Annotated in this window: 15 protein-coding genes; 12 read left to right on the forward strand and 3 right to left on the reverse strand. The window is 43.8% G+C overall.

Translation table 11 applies throughout. The features are described from left to right. Window positions 1-7: 7 nt before the first annotated feature. Window positions 8-2254: a DUF294 nucleotidyltransferase-like domain-containing protein gene (locus HGJ91_RS16085; protein ID WP_291348863.1), complete on the reverse strand. Its 2247-nt coding sequence runs from the start codon at window positions 2252-2254 to the stop codon at window positions 8-10. 303 nt (window positions 2255-2557) lie between these two features. On the opposite strand from HGJ91_RS16085, the gene HGJ91_RS16090 reads away from it, so the two are divergent. The 12 genes from HGJ91_RS16090 (at window position 2558) to HGJ91_RS16145 (ending at window position 15310) form a co-directional block, all read left to right on the forward strand. Next, window positions 2558-3205 (forward strand): ArgP/LysG family DNA-binding transcriptional regulator, encoded by a 648-nt coding sequence (locus tag HGJ91_RS16090; protein WP_291348864.1) that lies wholly within the window; start codon window positions 2558-2560, stop codon window positions 3203-3205. Beyond that, window positions 3180-3347, forward strand: a complete 168-nt coding sequence (locus HGJ91_RS16095) for a hypothetical protein (RefSeq protein WP_291348865.1) — start codon at window positions 3180-3182, stop codon at window positions 3345-3347. Before HGJ91_RS16090 ends, HGJ91_RS16095 begins: the two co-directional genes overlap by 26 nt. 9 nt (window positions 3348-3356) lie before the next feature. Then, window positions 3357-4946 carry a DUF2868 domain-containing protein gene (locus HGJ91_RS16100; RefSeq protein WP_291348866.1) on the forward strand — a complete coding sequence of 530 codons (1590 nt, stop codon included), beginning with the start codon at window positions 3357-3359 and terminating at the stop codon, window positions 4944-4946. Between the two features lie 2 nt (window positions 4947-4948). Continuing rightward, window positions 4949-6346: a DUF3482 domain-containing protein gene (locus tag HGJ91_RS16105; protein WP_291348867.1), complete on the forward strand. Its 1398-nt coding sequence runs from the start codon at window positions 4949-4951 to the stop codon at window positions 6344-6346. 141 nt (window positions 6347-6487) lie between these two features. Then, window positions 6488-8413 carry an FAD-dependent oxidoreductase gene (locus tag HGJ91_RS16110; protein ID WP_291348868.1) on the forward strand — a complete coding sequence of 642 codons (1926 nt, stop codon included), beginning with the start codon at window positions 6488-6490 and terminating at the stop codon, window positions 8411-8413. A 63-nt stretch (window positions 8414-8476) separates the two neighbouring features. Continuing rightward, window positions 8477-9490, forward strand: coding sequence for an alpha-hydroxy-acid oxidizing protein (locus HGJ91_RS16115; RefSeq protein WP_291348869.1), 1014 nt, complete (start codon window positions 8477-8479; stop codon window positions 9488-9490). Window positions 9491-9525: 35 nt separating this feature from the next. Next, window positions 9526-10230, forward strand: coding sequence for a PAS domain-containing protein (locus HGJ91_RS16120; RefSeq protein WP_291348870.1), 705 nt, complete (start codon window positions 9526-9528; stop codon window positions 10228-10230). 219 nt (window positions 10231-10449) lie between these two features. Next, window positions 10450-11217 carry an ABC transporter ATP-binding protein gene (locus HGJ91_RS16125; protein WP_291348871.1) on the forward strand — a complete coding sequence of 256 codons (768 nt, stop codon included), beginning with the start codon at window positions 10450-10452 and terminating at the stop codon, window positions 11215-11217. Between the two features lie 16 nt (window positions 11218-11233). Further along, a complete protein-coding gene (locus HGJ91_RS16130; RefSeq protein ID WP_291348872.1) occupies window positions 11234-12370 on the forward strand; it encodes a branched-chain amino acid ABC transporter substrate-binding protein in 1137 nt (378 codons plus the stop codon). Window positions 12371-12458: 88 nt separating this feature from the next. Further along, a complete protein-coding gene (locus tag HGJ91_RS16135; protein WP_291348873.1) occupies window positions 12459-13370 on the forward strand; it encodes a branched-chain amino acid ABC transporter permease in 912 nt (303 codons plus the stop codon). Continuing rightward, window positions 13354-14580 (forward strand): high-affinity branched-chain amino acid ABC transporter permease LivM, encoded by a 1227-nt coding sequence (gene livM / locus HGJ91_RS16140; protein ID WP_291348874.1) that lies wholly within the window; start codon window positions 13354-13356, stop codon window positions 14578-14580. Before HGJ91_RS16135 ends, livM begins: the two co-directional genes overlap by 17 nt. 7 nt (window positions 14581-14587) lie before the next feature. Then, complete coding sequence (locus HGJ91_RS16145) at window positions 14588-15310, forward strand: ABC transporter ATP-binding protein (protein WP_291348875.1); 723 nt, start codon at window positions 14588-14590, stop codon at window positions 15308-15310. 10 nt (window positions 15311-15320) lie between these two features. Here HGJ91_RS16145 and HGJ91_RS16150 read toward each other — a convergent pair whose 3' ends face one another. Together HGJ91_RS16150 and HGJ91_RS16155 are read right to left on the reverse strand one after the other, a co-directional pair. Continuing rightward, complete coding sequence (locus HGJ91_RS16150) at window positions 15321-16262, reverse strand: inorganic phosphate transporter (RefSeq protein WP_291348876.1); 942 nt, start codon at window positions 16260-16262, stop codon at window positions 15321-15323. Next, complete coding sequence (locus HGJ91_RS16155; RefSeq protein WP_291348877.1) at window positions 16262-16912, reverse strand: DUF47 domain-containing protein; 651 nt, start codon at window positions 16910-16912, stop codon at window positions 16262-16264. The genes HGJ91_RS16150 and HGJ91_RS16155 overlap by 1 nt, the downstream gene beginning before the upstream one ends. Window positions 16913-16923: the final 11 nt, after the last annotated feature.

Consider the following 16923-nt stretch of genomic DNA (forward strand, 5'->3'; position numbering starts at 1 on the left):
TTCTTTCTTAAGAAATCTGCTGGTCTGTGGCACCGATAAAGTCAATGCTCAATTTTGCCTGTATGGCCTTTATTTTTTTTAATATTTCTTTGAGCATTCGTTTTTCAATGGAGGAGAGTTGTTTGGGATTAATAAAATTGTGTGCCTTCATATTTTGACCGAGAATTGCCTGGATTTGTCCCATAAATCTTATCTGCATGTTGAAACTATAGGCCTGCTCCAATTCGTTATATTCATGGCGGGATAAGATTTTTTTTATGTATAGTTGATACAGCCTGGCCTGGGTAGAGGTTTCTTTGATTTCGTGTTTCAGGGAATAAATTCTTGCAAAGTCCACAATAGGGATGCTGGCCATTTTGATATCAAAGCAGTGCTTGTGCGGCCCTTTGGAATTCACCAGAAAATTTCCGAACAGCCCGATAGGGGGTTTAAAATATACGGCATTTACTGCCATATTTCGGAAGAAACCTGCCCATCCGGATAGACTTTTAAGTAAATGGGCGCTGAGGTCATCGGAGATCTGTCTGTCCCCATAAGCAAATCTGAAATCAAAAAAAATGCTGGTATGGAGCAGATCTTCAGGCGATGCTGCATGTATCCAGGAGGAAAAATATTCTTTCCATATTGAAAGGGGCTGGCACCATTTTGGGTTTTTTGCCATAATGCCTCCCTGACAAAAATCAAACCCTGACTGATCAAGCCAGGTGCAGACTTTTTCTCCAAGCTTCAGAAAATAGGGCTGAAGATTTTTGCTTGCCTGCCCTTCATTCGGATCTTTGAAAATAATGGCATTATCCTGATCTGTTTTCAGGGTCTGCTCTTTTCTTCCTTCACTGCCCAGTGTGATAAATGCAAAAGGCACAGGGGGGTCCCCAAGTTTGGCAGTTGCAAATGTCAGTAATTTGTTTAAAATCGCATCGGAAAGTGCCGTTACCAGCCATGTTACAGTTCTGATTTTGGTTCCGCTGGTGAGCATACTGTGGATCAGTCTTGGTAATTGACTGTGCTTGCCAATAATTTCCTCAACCTTTGTGGCCTGGTTAATTTCACGAATAAGTGAAGTGTAGGAAAGTTCAGTCAATAACCGGTCGTCCAGTTCCAGGGTCTGATCGGAATGATCAAAAAGTTCTATATCTCTGATTTGAATCCGGCTTTCCGGTAAAACAGAAACCGGCTCAAAGGATTCTGAAGCTGAATAGTCATCAGCCGGGATCAAAAATCTTAAATAGGGCATATTGTCAAAGTCATTGTGTTCTGAATAAGTCCAGAGGGCGCTTTGGTGTTGCTCGAGGACATCCTTTAAACAGATATTTGAGAATTGGTTTTGGGTGTCAATATTCTGGGAGTCCCATTGTTTAATCAATTTCGGACTTATGGACTCTCCCTTCCAGCAGATATCAAGAAAAACAATCTGATTTTTCATATGAAACAAAAAATGAAATTCCGTCAGTCCTGTTTCGATTTTCAGCCGGTCCAATACAAAGAGCACTGCACTGATAAACGAGTAAGGATCTGCTTTGATTGAAATCTGTTCAGCATCAGAACCCTCTTTTATATGGCACAGGATACCAAGTTTGTCTTGGGACCGTCTTGAAATAGTTTGTATAAGATCCCTGATGAACAAAGGTTTTAAGGATCTATTAACATTAATCAGGCCTGTATATTCATCTGATACCCTGTTGAGGATATCACTGAGAACAATGGATTCCTCATGGATGATGTCTATAAACTGGCGTTGTTTTTTTTCATCCATGTGGGGAAATTCTTTCATCGCTTCAATGGCAGTCCTGATACTGGCCATTGGTGATCTGGCATTTTTTGATAAGGTTTTTAAAAGGGACTCCACCCTTTTTTCGCCCTGACTTTGCCGGGTGATATTATCAAGTATCAGCACAAACCCGGAAAATCTACCGATATGATTTAATACCGGCACAATCTGGACCTGTAATACCAAGTTGTTCTTTTGTAAAATAAAGGTTGAGACCCTGTTAGTGACATGTTGCTTTAATTGTTCATTGATTTCGTCCAGGGCATGTTCAATAAGGTTTTTGTCAATGAATGAAGTAATGGGTTTACCTGTCATGGGGGCAGCGATGGCAGGGGCGCTGTTGTCAGGCAGAAGATATGATTCTGACTGGCTGTCGTACAACAGGATGGCACCGTCGGAATCACAAATAATGATGGCCTCCGGCAGTTTTGAAATAAATGAGGCCAGAATCTGCTTTTCTTCCATGATATCATTCTTATGGCTCATGGTTTAAATAAAAGCCTTTATACTTTGATGTTTAAATGTACGCAGCTCTGAAAATTGCCTATAGAAGATATTTCTGTTTCTATTGTATTAGAATCAGGGCATATGTCAAGTCTTTGAAAAGATTGAAAAAAATGATGAGTTAAAGGGCTGTAAAAGATCGGGTCACCGGTCATAATTCTATGGTAGCCATTTATCATTCAGAATCCTGTTACAAGAAGATCAGACACCCGGATATTAAATCCTGAACTGTTTTAAACAGGATTAATTATTTTTTTATATTATTAGTTATGCTAATAGTACAATATGTTTGACTATAAGCTTTTAGAAGCACTGGCCTGTGTGGTCCATGAGCAGGGGTTTGATAAAGCCTCCCGGAAATTGCACATTACCCAGTCAGCCGTATCCCAGCGTATAAAATTATTGGAAGACCAGGTTGGACAGGTCCTGGTCACCCGGATGATTCCGCCACAGGCAACCCGGGATGGCAAACGGCTGTTAAAACATTATATGCAGGTGAAAAGCCTTGAGACTGATCTTGAAAGGACCATGGAAACAAAAGAAGGAAAAAACTTTCAGGTCTTTCCCATCGGTATAAATGCCGATAGTCTTGCCACCTGGTTTTTTCCTGCCATCGGCAGGTTCTTAAAAGATCATAAAGTCCTGTTGGATTTAAAGGTGGATGATCAGGATGAAACCCATAAAATGCTTAGAAACGGGGAGGTTTCAGGCTGTATCAGTTCTGAAAAATTATCTGTGCAGGGGTGCCGTGTCACAGCCATCGGGACCATGAATTATCGTCTGGCAGCCACAAAGAACTTTATCAAACAGTATTTCCCGCGAGGGGTTGATGAACAAAGTGTGAAAATCGCTCCTGCCGTCATCGGAAAAATTTGCCCGGATGATCATGGACGGACTGGCTTATGGAATGATACCCGATCTTCAGGGGCTTGAGCATATCAGATCCGGTCTCCTTGTTGATATTCTACCATCCTGTCATATCGGTGTTAAGCTTTACTGGCATCGCTGGAGTCTGAAGTCAAAACTTCTGGATGACTTTTCAAGATCAATTGTGAAAAATGGTGTGATCTGTTAAAAATAAATCATGAGAATAAAATTAAAAGATATCATTGATCTGGATTATCTCATCAGCATGGATGATACTCTTGATTTTCAGGAAGATATTCAGTCGAGGGCAATCAAGGATCGCAAGATTTACAATCAATGTAAGAGCGGGTTTCAAACCGAGAAAACCCTTTTGTTTTCATGGCTGGCTTTCAGGAAAGAGGAATTTTTTCAAGATGCGGATAAAAAGAGATTGACCCTGCTGCCGGGCAGAATTTTTTCTTCCCTTTACACCTGGATGGCCTATGCCATGGTTTTTTTAGGGGGTATTACAGGAATATCCCTGGCATATTCATTTCTTGCCTACCATGGAGCCCGTCCAATCAATGTGACAATTTTTATGGCTTTATTTGTTGTCTTACAGGTGATATTGGTACTTTTCACCCTGATACTGGTGGTGCGAAAGACAATAGGAACGGGAAACAGCAAAAACCGGTTTCGCAGTTCAATCGTTCATACGCTGCTGTCATCTTTGTTTTTTAATGTATTGCCCAACATTCTGAAAAAAGCAGGCGGGGGCAGTTTTAAAAAAAATCTTGATGCCATGGAATACACCTCATCTCTTATTCGGATGAAGAACAGGGAGTATAAGGCACTTTTCTTCTGGCCGTTTTTTCTTCTGACATCTGTGTTTGCCTTTAGTTTCTCAGCAGGCGCTCTTGGCGGAACATTTTTCAGGGTCGTTGTCAGCGACATGGCCTTTGGGTGGCAGTCCACGCTTATGGCGACAAGTGCGAAGGTCCATGATCTGGTTTCAATTATAGCCCTGCCCTGGTCCTGGTTTCTTCCGGATTCCCTTGTCCATCCGAGTCTTGAGCAAATAGAAGGAAGCCGGATTATTTTAAAAGACGGTATCTCTGTTCTGGCAACACAGGATCTGGTATCCTGGTGGCCGTTCATCTGCCTGGGAATTTTGTTTTATGCGGCTATTCCAAGAGGGATTCTTATCGTTGCCGGGGTGCTGGCCCAAAGACGAGCCTTAAAGAGTTTTAACTTTGACAGGCCCAGGTTCAGGCAGTTAATTATCAGGATGCAATCACCTGTTCTGGATATTAACGCCAATGAAGCTCCAGTGAGCAAAGCAATTGAAAAGAACTCGATCCTTCTTCATGACAGGGAGATGAAAGAAACGTCAACCTTTAAACCCGACCCTGACATTTTAGGTCAAAAGGCGTTGATCCTTGCCTCAAAAAGGATCTACTCTGAAAAAATAATTAAAAAAATCATCCAAGGGATTGAACAGCACTTATTTTTTGATGTGAAAGAGATGATCGGGGTCAGCTTTGATTATGAACAGGATACAGATGCTGTCCGTCAGATAAACGTCAGTGATGCGGATCAGATGATCCTGCTCCATGAAGTCTGGCAGCCGCCCATAAGAGGAGTACTCCATTATATTACACAGATAAAGGCAGCCATGCCGGAAGGCAAGCCACTGTGGGTATTGTTAACCCGGGATGCCGGGCAGGAAGATCTTGCAGTGGGTAACAATGATATTAATTATGATGTCTGGGAAAAAGCAATAGTTGCACTTGAAAATCCCGATATTCTGGCGAAAAGGTTTATTTAGCTATGATACCGGAATTTGCCGTGCTGGGCCATCCCAATGAAGGAAAGTCTTCCGTGGTCTCCACCCTGACCGAAGACGACCGGATAAGGGTCAGCTGTATTCCCGGGGAAACGACCGTATCAAGGCGATATACCGTAAAAATTGACGGGGAAGACATCATTCGGTTTGTGGATACACCCGGGTTTCAGGTGCCTCGGCAGACCCTTGCCTGGTTTAAAGCATTTGATGGCGATCCGGCCAAAATCGTTAACCGGTTTATCGATACGTTTAAAAAGGATCCTTTTTTTGCTGATGAGTGTGAACTTTTAAGCCCTGTGGCCAGGGGATCGGGTATTATTTATGTGGTAGATGGTTCCCGGCCGGTAAGAGATGACGATCTGGCGGAAATGGAAATTTTAAGGCTCACGGGACGTGCGAGAATGGCCATTATTAATTCCAAAACAGAAAAGAAAGATTATACTTCGGACTGGCAACTTGAGTTTAGAAAGCATTTTAATTCCATTCGTCTGTTTAATTCAAACACTGCCAATTTTACGGAACGCATTAAGATGCTCGAAAGCCTTAAAGCCATTGACCAGGAATGGGAATCTGTGCTTTCCTATGTTATCCTGGTGTTTAAAAAAGATTGGCAAAAAAGAAATCGGCTGGTGACAGCCTTAATGGTTCAAGCCATTGAGAAAAGCCTTTCATTTTTTGTGTCTGAAACCATCACACCATCTTCTGATCAGGAAGAGATCAAAGAAAGGCTCAATAAAAAATACCAGGCCCATATCAAGGAAACAGAGAAACAGATGTTCAAAAAGATCAGGGCCTTGTTTAAGCATCATCTTTTTGAGTATCATCTGTCGGACTATTCAATCCTTAAGCACGATCTGTTTTCAAAACAGACCTGGGAGCTCCTTGGCCTGACAAAGGAACAGCTGGCAGCAGCAGGTGCTGTCATTGGCGGCACCATGGGGGCTGTGATTGATACAGCTGCCGCAGGAATTACCTTTGGTGTCTTTACCGCCATAGGAGGGATCATAGGGGCAGGCTCCGCCTTGTTCGGTGGGAAAAAGATGGCGAAAAAGAAAACAGCCGGTATCCGGCTCGGCGGGGACAAGCTCCAACTGGGCCCCAATAAAAACCTTCAATTCCTTTATATCCTGATTGATCGGGCGTTGATTTACTATTCCCATATCATCAACAGACCCCATGGCCGAAGGGATTTGCAGGATCAGCCTGAGAAAATTAAGAGCAAAAAGAAAGGATATTCCACAGGGTTTACCACAAGCCAGAGAAATATTTGCGCAAAGTTTTTTAAAGTTGTGACCGGTCGCTTGTTTATCAAGGAGAAAAAAGCCATGTCAAATTTTGAAGAATTGATTGAATCCGTTTTAAATGAGATTTCCAAAAAATAACTGCGAGATAAAGGGCCGGTTGTTTTTGCAAAAGATTTATTGAATTTTTAATAAAAAACTTGTATCCGGATGGAAAATTCGCATATATTAACCGCTGGACCTAAAACTTGTTGACTGATAATTCAAAAGGAATTCTATCGCATGCTATCAAATCTTTTCAGGCCGATCCGGATCGGCAATATGACCTCAAAAAACAGACTTTTAATGTCTGCCATGAGTATAAATTTTGGTGTGGACGAAAACTGCTGTGTGACCGATCAATTAATTGAGTATTTTGTAGAAAGAGCAAAAGGCGGGGTTGGCATGATGCTGGTGGGGGGCGGAAGCGTCCACCCCGGAGGACAGGAGCTGCCTGATCTTCCCCAGATGTATAATGATACTTGTATCCCGGCCCTTAAAAAAATGGTTCAAAGGGTAAAGCCGCATAACACCCTTTTCGGGGTGCAGCTCATGCATGGCGGACGTCAGTCCTATCTTCCTGAAAAAGTGGCCCCTTCTCCCATACCCGCGCCTGCCGTTGTGAAGGGCGAAGTCAGAGCATTGGAAATCGATGAAATAAAAGAGCTGGTCTCCTGCTTTGGAGATTCAGCCAGGCGATGCCGGGAAGCAGGGTTTGATTTTGTTGAGCTTCATGGCGCTCACGGATACTTGATCAACCAGTTCATGGCACCCAATTGTAATATCAGGACGGATGAATATGGGGGAGCTTTTGAAAACAGAACACGGTTTTTGTTTGAAATCATAGAGGACATCCAGGCAAAGACAGGCAAAGACTTTCCCATCGGAATACGAATCAATGGAAACGATTATATCGAAAACGGATGGGAACTTAAAGATACGGTAAGAATTGCACCTGAGCTTGAAAAAGCCGGTGTTGTATACCTTCATGTTTCAGGCGGGGTTTACGGATCCACAGAGTTAACCATTCCTTCCATGTATACCCCGCATGGCTGTTTTGTCCATTTGGCGGAAGAAGTCAAAAAACACGTCAGCATTCCCGTGATTACCGTGGGCCGGATTAAATATCCGGACCATGCCGATCAGATTATCAAAGAGGGAAAGGCCGACATGGTGGCCCTGGGAAGGTCTGTCCTTGCAGATCCCTATTATCCTGAAAAAGTCAGGAAGGGGGATTTTTCACAGATTCGACCCTGCGTTGGCTGCTGTCTCGGGTGTATTCACGCCGTACTTGCCAAGGAGCCCGGCTCCTGCGTCGTTAATCCTGACGTGGGAAGGGAATATAAACTCAAGGATGAAAAAATACCTGAGAAATTCTTAAAAATACTTATCACAGGTGCGGGACCTGCCGGGATGGCAGCGGCACGGCAGTTTGCACTTCAAGGCCACCGGACCATTGTCTGTGAAAAAAAACAAGATCCAGGTGGCTTGTTGTCCCTTGCATCAAAAGCGCCCGGCCGCGGGGAACTTAATGATATCCTGGATTTTTTCAGACAGGAAATGGACAGACTTGATGTTGAGATTCGGTATGGCACAGAGCTTTCATTGGATCTGATCAATGAAATCAACCCTGACAAGGTGATTCTTGCCACGGGGTCAATGCCGGATATGCCGGTGATTAAAGGGCTTTTTCAAACAAAAATGGATCTGGTGACCAATGTTGATGTGATCAGTGGTAAAGAGCAGGTCGGAAAGAACGTTATCGTACTGGGTGGGGGCATGACGGGTTTGATCACAGCTGATTTTCTGGCAGAGCAGGGAAAACAGGTTGTTGTTTTGAATCGCAAAAAGAGCTTTGCAGAGGAAATGTCCAGCAATGATCGGTATTACTTGAGGGAACGGCTGAAAAATGGAAATGTCTCCCTGTATAAAAATGTGTCGGTTAAACTATTTGCAGATGACGGGGTTGTCTTTAAAGCCAATGGAGATGAAAGGACATTAACCGGTTTTGAATCAGTGGTGATTTCGGAAAAGCAGAGTTCTATCCGGGATGCTAAAAAATTTGAGAAAAAGGTCAAAGCAAAGTTTCATTTGATTGGTGATGCAAAATCTCCAAGGCATTTGATGTACTGCATCAGTGAAGCCGAAGAAATCGCCAGATCAATATGATATCCGATTAAAGAAATAAATATAATCTATGTGGTTTTGATGTGATGATAAGGAGAAAATATTATGCATAAGATATATGAAACTGCAAAGGATTTAATGAAAGGCTATTGCAGGGTATGCAAAGAATGCAATGGGAATGCCTGTGCCGGTGAAGTCCCTGGCATGGGAGGACTTGGGACGGCATCCTCATTCAAGGCAAATATTAATGCTTTAAAAAGGATTAATTTTAATATGCGCCTGGTTCATGATGTGGTTGAGCCCGATACCATGGTTTCTGTTTTGGGAAAAGAATTTTCGATTCCTGTTCTTGCGGCACCCATTGGTGGTGTGTCCTTTAATATGGGCGGTGGTATCTCTGAAGAAGCCTATATAAAATCCATTATTTTCGGGTGCCGGGAAAAAGGGATTATCGGGTGTACAGGCGACGGTGTGCCGGATTTTATTCATGAAACCGGATTGAGTGTTATCAAAGAGGCTGATGGCCACGGTATTCCGTTTGTCAAGCCCTGGGCGGATGAGGAACTTTTTGAAAAGCTGGATAAGGTGAAAGAAAGCGGTGCCGATATCATGGGGATGGATATTGATGCGGCAGGACTGATTACTTTAAAGAAAATGGGTCGGCCGGTCTCGCCTAAAACAGTCGAAAAATTGGGACAGATCGTTAAAAGCGTTTCAGCCAAATTTATCCTGAAAGGTGTTATGACCATTGATGATGCCCTGTTTGCAGTTGATGCCGGTGCGGATGCTATTGTGGTGTCAAACCATGGCGGAAGAGTTCTAGATTTCACACCGGGTGCTGCCACTGTGCTTCCGGATATATCTGATGCCGTTAAAGGAAAGATAACCGTTTTTGCCGATGGCGGGGTGAGAACGGGTGGAGATGTGTTAAAACTGCTTGCACTTGGCGCCGATGCTGTTATGATAGGACGTCCCTTTTCTGTTGCTGCTGTTGGCGGTCTTCAAGAAGGCGTGGAACTCTATATTGATAAAATCAGGACAGAACTTGAACAGGCAATGGTGTTGACGGGTGTGTCAAAGGCCTGTGATGTTTCAAGAACCATACTTCATGGTTTTTAAGTAAGATAGTTAATATATTTTTTTGGAAAAGTGCTATGGATCAAAAACCCACATATGAAGATCTTGAATTTCATATACAAGAATTAAAAAATGAGCTTTCAAGCATAAAACTTTCGGAAGAAAGACTTCGCCTGGCCATTGAAGCGGTGAATGACGGCATTTTTGATTTTGATTACCAAAGGAATGAAACCTATTTCAGCCCGCGGTATTATACCATGCTTGGATATGAACCCTATGAACTGCCTGCCACCAGAGAAACCTGGAAAAATTTGCTCCATCCTGAGGACAGGGAAAAAAATATCGCCTATGTGGATGAGCAAATTCGTCAGAAAAAGAGTTGGTCCCTGGAATTTCGCTTAAGAACCAAGAACGGAAAATACAAATGGATTCTTGGTCGCGGCAGGGTTTCCCAATGGGATGAAAATGGGAATCCGGCCAGGCGTACGGGGACCAATAAAGATATTACCGAACGGAAAGAGGCGGAATTTGAAAGAGAAGGGCTGATTAAGAAACTGAATAAAGCCCTCAAGGATGTAAAGACCCTTGGCGGACTTATCCCCATTTGTTCAAACTGTAAAAAAATCCGGGATGACAAGGGATACTGGAACCAGCTTGAAAGCTATTTTCAACAGCATTCTACAGCTCTGTTCAGCCATAGCCTGTGTCCTGGCTGCATGGAGGAACTTTATGGGAAGGAGAACTGGTATCTTGAGCTGAAAGAGAATAAAATCAGAGAATGATACGCTGCTGAAAATGAAAACCGTGTTTCATATGGTTGGACCATTTCAAATTTTTATCGCTTTACCAGTTTCGGATTTATGGCAATCATTATATAAACCGGGGCTTTTTTTGATTGACAACATATAGCATATGGGCTACAGAAAACTAAAATCAGGCAATGGAAGGGCTTTTAAAGCTGTTTGCGGGTGTTAAAAAAATTAATGGGTTAAGAGATCTGTATGGCACAACTAGAATTAAAAAATGTTACTGTAAGGTTTGGCGGACTTTTAGCAATATCCAATTTGAGCTTTGCAATAGGTAATGGTGGGGTTGTCGGGCTGATCGGGCCGAATGGTGCGGGGAAAACCACTGTTTTTAACGTTCTTACCGGTGTGTACCAGGCATCTGAAGGAGATGTGATCTTTGACGGGAAAAGTATCCTTGGCAAACGTCCCTATGTGATTTTTGACAAAGGGATTGCCAGAACCTTTCAGAATATCCGCCTTTTTTCCGCCATGACTGCTGTTGAAAATGCCATGGTGGCCAGGCACTGCCGGGCCTCCAAAGGGGTTGTGGGAGCCATCTTCAGAACCCCGTCCCAGAAGCGGGAAGAAGTCTTTATAAAAGAAAAAGCCATGGAAGCCCTGACCTTCATGGGTGTTGAAAAGTATGCCGATGATGTGGCATCCAGTCTGCCATACGGTCTGCAGCGGCGGCTTGAGATTGCCCGGGCTATTGCCTCGGAACCCAAAGTACTGCTGCTGGATGAGCCGGCTGCCGGAATGAACCCCTCTGAATCCTCAGAGTTAATGAAAGACATTACACGTATATCAGAACTGGGAATTGACGTTCTTCTTGTGGAACATGACATGAAAGTTGTGATGGGTGTGTGTGATCATATTGTATGTGTTGATCATGGTGTTAAGATTGCTGAAGGTGATTCTCATGAAATTCAGAATAACCCCAAAGTAATTGAGGCGTATCTTGGTCAGCCTGCTAACCAATAATTTTTAGGAGAAAAATATGAAAAAGAGAGTTTTATCAATTATGGCTATGGGCCTTATTCTGGTTCCATTTCTGTTTGCTACTGTTTCTGCGAAAACTTTGAAAATCGGTTCCATGAGCCCTTTAACCGGCCCCTATGCCTCTGATGGAACAGATATTAAAAACGGTGTCTGGACTGCCATTAAAGTATTTGAAGAAGCGGGTGGAATCCCGGGTTACGACAAAATTGAATTTTTCCCCCAGGATACAGCCTGTGACCCAAGACAGGCTGTTGCCGCAGCTAACAAGCTGCTCAACCTTGGGGTTGTCGGTGTGGTAGGCGCCTATTGCTCTTCTTCAACCATTCCATCATCTGAGGTGCTGGATGAAGAAAGTATTCCCATGATTACGCCTGCTTCTACCCATCAGGATGTTACGGATCGTGGTCTTGAATATATGTTCAGGATGTGTGGAAGGGACGATGACCAGGCCCCTGCAGCTGCCAAATTTATCAAAGAATCGCTGGGAGCCAAAACCATTTTTATTGTGGATGACAAAACCACCTATTCTCAGGGTCTTGCAGACGGTGTTCGTATAGCCATTGAAAAACTGGGTGTCAAAGTCCTGGGTCATGAGCATGTCAACCAGGGAGACAAAGACTTTTCTGCGATTTTAACCATGGCAAAACAGAAAAATGCCGATGTTTTCTACATGTCTCTCCAGGGATACTCTCCTGCCGCCATGATGACACTCCAGGCTAAACGTCTGGGTTTGAAATCTCAGATTGTTACCCAGGATGCCTGTTTCCAGCCCAAATACATGGGGGTTGCAAAAGCTGCAGCAGAAGGTGTTTACCTGACCTATGGGTTTACCGATCCCACAACGCCTGAATACAAAGCCTTTGAGGAAAGATATGTGCCCAAATACGGTGCGATTGCTGCCTATGCAACCTATGCCTATGACTCTACCACAGCTCTTTTGAAAGCGATCAAGGCAGCCGGTTCCACAGAACCGGCCAAAATCAAGGCTGAACTCATGAAACTGGATTACCAGGGTGTCGCAAAACATATCAAATTCGGACCTAAAGGGGATTCTGGATCTTCCTATATTGCCTTTAAAGTCGTTGATGGTAAATTTGTTCCCTATTGGGAACCGGTTAACGGTCTGATCAAGTAGTCCTGTAAAATGTGATGCGGCTGGCATTGTATTCCGGCCGTATCTTTATAGTTTACGTCACGAAGTAAAGTAAAGAAAATTAAATAAAATGGAATATTTTATTCAGCAGTTGATTAACGGTATAACCCTTGGCGGGATGTATGCATTGATTGCACTGGGGTATACTATGGTATACGGTGTGATCCAGCTTATCAACTTTGCCCATGGTGAATTTTTTGCCGCCGGCGGATATGTGGGCGCCATTGCCTTGGGGTATTTTTCCGGCCTTGGATATATGGAAACGCATCCGATAATCTGTTTGACAGCTTCCTTTGCCATGTCAATGGCCTATTGTGCCTATCTGGCCGTCGGGGTTGAAAAAATAGCATATAAACCCCTGCGAAAAGAGTCCAGGCTGGCTGCCCTTTTGTCTGCTCTGGGTATGTCCATTTTTCTTTCCAACGGTTTGATGCTCACCCAGGGAGTATATGATGCGGTTTATCCCAGTGAGCTCTTCCAGGGAAGATTTGATTTCGGCATGGTAACCATATCCTATCTCCAGATCATGATCGTTTCCCTGACCGCCTGCCTGCTGGTGGGCCTCAACCTGCTGGTCTTTAAGACCAAAGTGGGCATGGCCATGCGGGCCACGGCCCAGGACAAGACCATGTCAGCCCTGGTGGCCATCGGCAGCAACAGGATCATCTCCCTGACCTTTGCCATTGGTGCGGGGCTTGCCTGTGCCGCCGGTATTATGTATGGCCTTTACTATGGGTCTGTTCGGTATGACATGGGATTTGTCCCCGGTATCAAGGCCTTTGCCGCTGCTGTTTTGGGTGGGATCGGAAATATTACCGGCGCCATGCTGGGCGGTCTGATTATTGGAATGGTTGAAATATTCGGTGCCGGCTACATTTCAAGCGAGTACAAGGATGTGTTTGCTTTCATCATTTTAATCGCAGTACTTTATTTTAAACCAACTGGAATTATGGGCGAGAATATCGATGATACAAGAGTTTAAAAAAGTTTGGAAACCATATGCTATCGGAATGCTCTGGCTTTTAGGGCTGCTCTGGCCCTTGCTGGGTGTTCATCCCGACGGCACCATGACTTTCCAGACAACATTTATAGTCTGGCGTTATATACTGGCAGGCTCTTTTGTTTGCCTTATAATCTATCTGATTAAGGTCAGCGGGTCCTTAAAATTTATTGCAGATCCAATATCCCGGGCTGTGGGTAATATTAAGACCACTTCCACTGCCCTTCCCACCTGGGTCTGGATTACTGCAGTCCTGATATTTGCATTGATCTATCCCCAGTTCACAGGCCGGTACGGCACTGATGTGGCCATCAATGTGCTGCTGTATATCTGCCTTGGCCTTGGCCTCAACGTGGTGGTGGGCCTGGCTGGCATGCTGGATCTCGGATATATTGCATTTTACGGTGTAGGCGCCTATACTTATGCCATTCTTAATACCACTTACGGCCTGGGCTTCTGGGTCTGCCTGCCCCTGTCAGCCTTAACTGCATGCATTGCCGGCTGCATTGTGGGATATCCCACCCTCCGCATGAGGGGAGACTATCTGGCCATTGTTACCCTGGGATTCGGGGAAATCATCCGGATTATTCTCAATAACTGGATGGAGCTGACCAACGGTCCCAACGGGATCCTCGGGATTAAATCCATTGGTATCTTTTTACCGGTATTTGAAAACGGATTTACTTTTGAGCATTTCTGGATGAAAAAACTCCAGCTTTTTTATTATTTTGCATTGGGTCTGGCCATTGTGGCAGCCATCTGCGTTCAACGGCTGAATTTTTCACGGGTGGGCCGTGCCTGGGAATCCATCCGGGAAGATGAGACCGCAGCCGAACTCATGGGAGTTAATACGTTTATTTATAAGCTGTTGGCCTATGCCATGGGTGCCATATTTGCGGGACTTGCCGGTGCTTTCTTTGCTGCAAGGATGAGATTTGTCAGCCCTGAAAGTTTTACCTTCCTTGAGTCAGCCATGGTTTTGTGTATGGTGGTTCTGGGCGGGATGGGGTCCATTCCCGGGATTATCCTGGGTGTTGCCGCCTTGATTGCTCTGCCCGAAATTTTTCGTGAGTTTGAATCTTATCGAATGCTGATCTTTGGTGCCACCATGGTTATCATGATGCTCTTCAGGCCTGCCGGTCTGATACCGGCCAAGCGTGTGGGAACCCGATCTGAAGAAAAGGAGGGCTAAAAGACAGATGAGTACTCAACCGATTCTTGAATTGAAAAATGTCCACTCGGGATATGGATCCATCAAAGCCCTGAAAGGTATATCCCTCAAGGTCATGCCCGGAGAAATTGTGGCCATTATCGGCGCCAATGGAGCCGGAAAATCCACCACCCTCATGACCATCTGCGGTATTGTCAAAGTTGAAAAAGGAGAAATCCTTTACCAGGGAAAGGTGATTAATAAAGTCCCGCCGGAAAAACTTCCCACCATGGGACTTTGCCAGGTACCTGAAGGAAGACGGATTTTTCCAAGATTAACTGTTATGGAAAATCTAAGGCTAGGAGCCTTTTACAGGGATGATACCAATCAGATCATGAAAGATATCCAGTATTCCTATGAGATGTTTCCCATCCTGGGAGAAAGGAAAAGCCAGAAAGGCGGGACCCTGTCCGGCGGAGAACAGCAGATGCTGGCCATAGCAAGAGCGCTTATGACAAAACCCAAGGTTCTGTTGCTGGATGAACCGTCCCTGGGGCTTGCCCCCATCATTGTGCAACAGATTTTTGATATCATTTCCCAAATTAACAAGGAAGAAGGTGTCACCATCCTGCTGGTGGAGCAGAATGCTAATCTTGCACTTCAGGCAGCATCAAGGGGTTATGTCGTTGAAACCGGCGAAATCACCCTTGAAGATGAAGCCCAAGCGTTGTTGTCCAATTCAAAAATCAGGGAAGCCTATCTTGGCGAGTAGGGCTATTTAATCAATGCCCGGTATATTCCAGGTAAGATCCAAAAGTAATGAGAACAGCGATAAGACAGGCAATAAGAGGTGTGAGAAACCAGGCAAGAAGGATATTTTTTAAAGTTTGAACACGGACCGTACTTGCGCCTTTTATTATTCCAATACCTAAAACACTCCCTACTACTGCCTGAGAACTTGATACCGGCACACCAATAATCGTATAAATATGAATGGTGATACCAACGGCCATTGAGACCATCAGCGCTGAAAAAGGATCAAGCGATACCAGCTTTTTCCCTATGGTTTCCATTACCGGCTTTGAGAATGTAAGAATTCCAAAGGCAATGCTGAGGCCTCCGATAAGTGCTGCTCCAAAGATGCTTAAGGTTCCGGCGCCCACAAAAACGGCGGTTACATTGGCCACATTATTGGCGCCAAGGGCATACGCACCATATGATCCTGAAACAATAAGACACATTCTCAACAATTGATCCGAGCGAAACAAACTGATTTTTAAATGGTTATAACCAAAAGCCAGTAACTTGTACAAAATTATTGTGATTAATGTTCCTCCGACAGGTGTTGTAAACCAGCAGATAAGTACTTTACCAAGACCTGTAAAGCTCAGCTGGCCGTTTATTATACCGATGCCGATAATAGCTCCGACAACCGCCTGGGATGTGGATACGGGTAATCCTAAAAAAGTCATGGCACTAACCGTTAGCGCTGCTGCAATAGAAGATATAACTGCCTGGGAAATATCAAAAGAAGTTAAGCCTTTTAAGGTCTCTATACCTGCCTGGCCTGATATCAGTGCGCCTAAAATTACAAAGATTGATGCCAGCAAAGCAGCGGTCCAAAATTTAATCATTCTGGATGAAACCGCAGTCCCGAAAATATTTGATGCATCATTGGCTCCCAGAGACCACCCTAAGAATATACCGCCAAAAAGAGAATACATTAAACCATCCTCTTCATGCTTAAAATATTAACCATTTTTGATACTCGATCTGCCTGGTCGGAGATATCGCCCATACAAATAATCAACTCTTTGAGCTGAAGTTTAACAAAAGGATCAATATTTGAAGTAAAAGTTTTTTGTATCAGTCTTTTTTCAATGTAGTCACAATGGCTTTCGTGTTTATCAATGGTATTCATAAAATTTCGTGTGCCTGTTTCTTTTTTGATAAACCCTACCACCTGTTTTGAAAGGGTTTCACAGGCTTCCAGACTGATTTTAATAAGCTCTTGAATGTCTTTGAAAAACTTTTCAGGGATGACAAGCTTCTGGTATTTAATCATGAAAAGTACGATTTCGAGGTAACCGGGAATTTTATCCAGGGCATGAAGAAGTTTCATGATATCTTCCCTTGAGTCAGGTATTAATACCTTGCTATACATAAGGTTGTTTATCTCATCAATAATATCATCAGCTTTGGATTCGTATTTATCGGTCTGTTCTTTGAGAAAATTAAATTCCTCACAAAGGGGTTCTCTAATACATGAAAAGACAGCCTTTTCAAAATTTTCACAAATTAATTGAAAATTTTCAAGATACTTGTATATCAAGTCTTCTAGCCTGTTTTCTTGTTTGGAAAAAAATCTGAACATGCTGTCCTCCG

It is taken from the genome of Desulfobacula sp., from assembly GCF_014237455.1.
Classification (GTDB): Bacteria; Desulfobacterota; Desulfobacteria; order Desulfobacterales; family Desulfobacteraceae; genus Desulfobacula.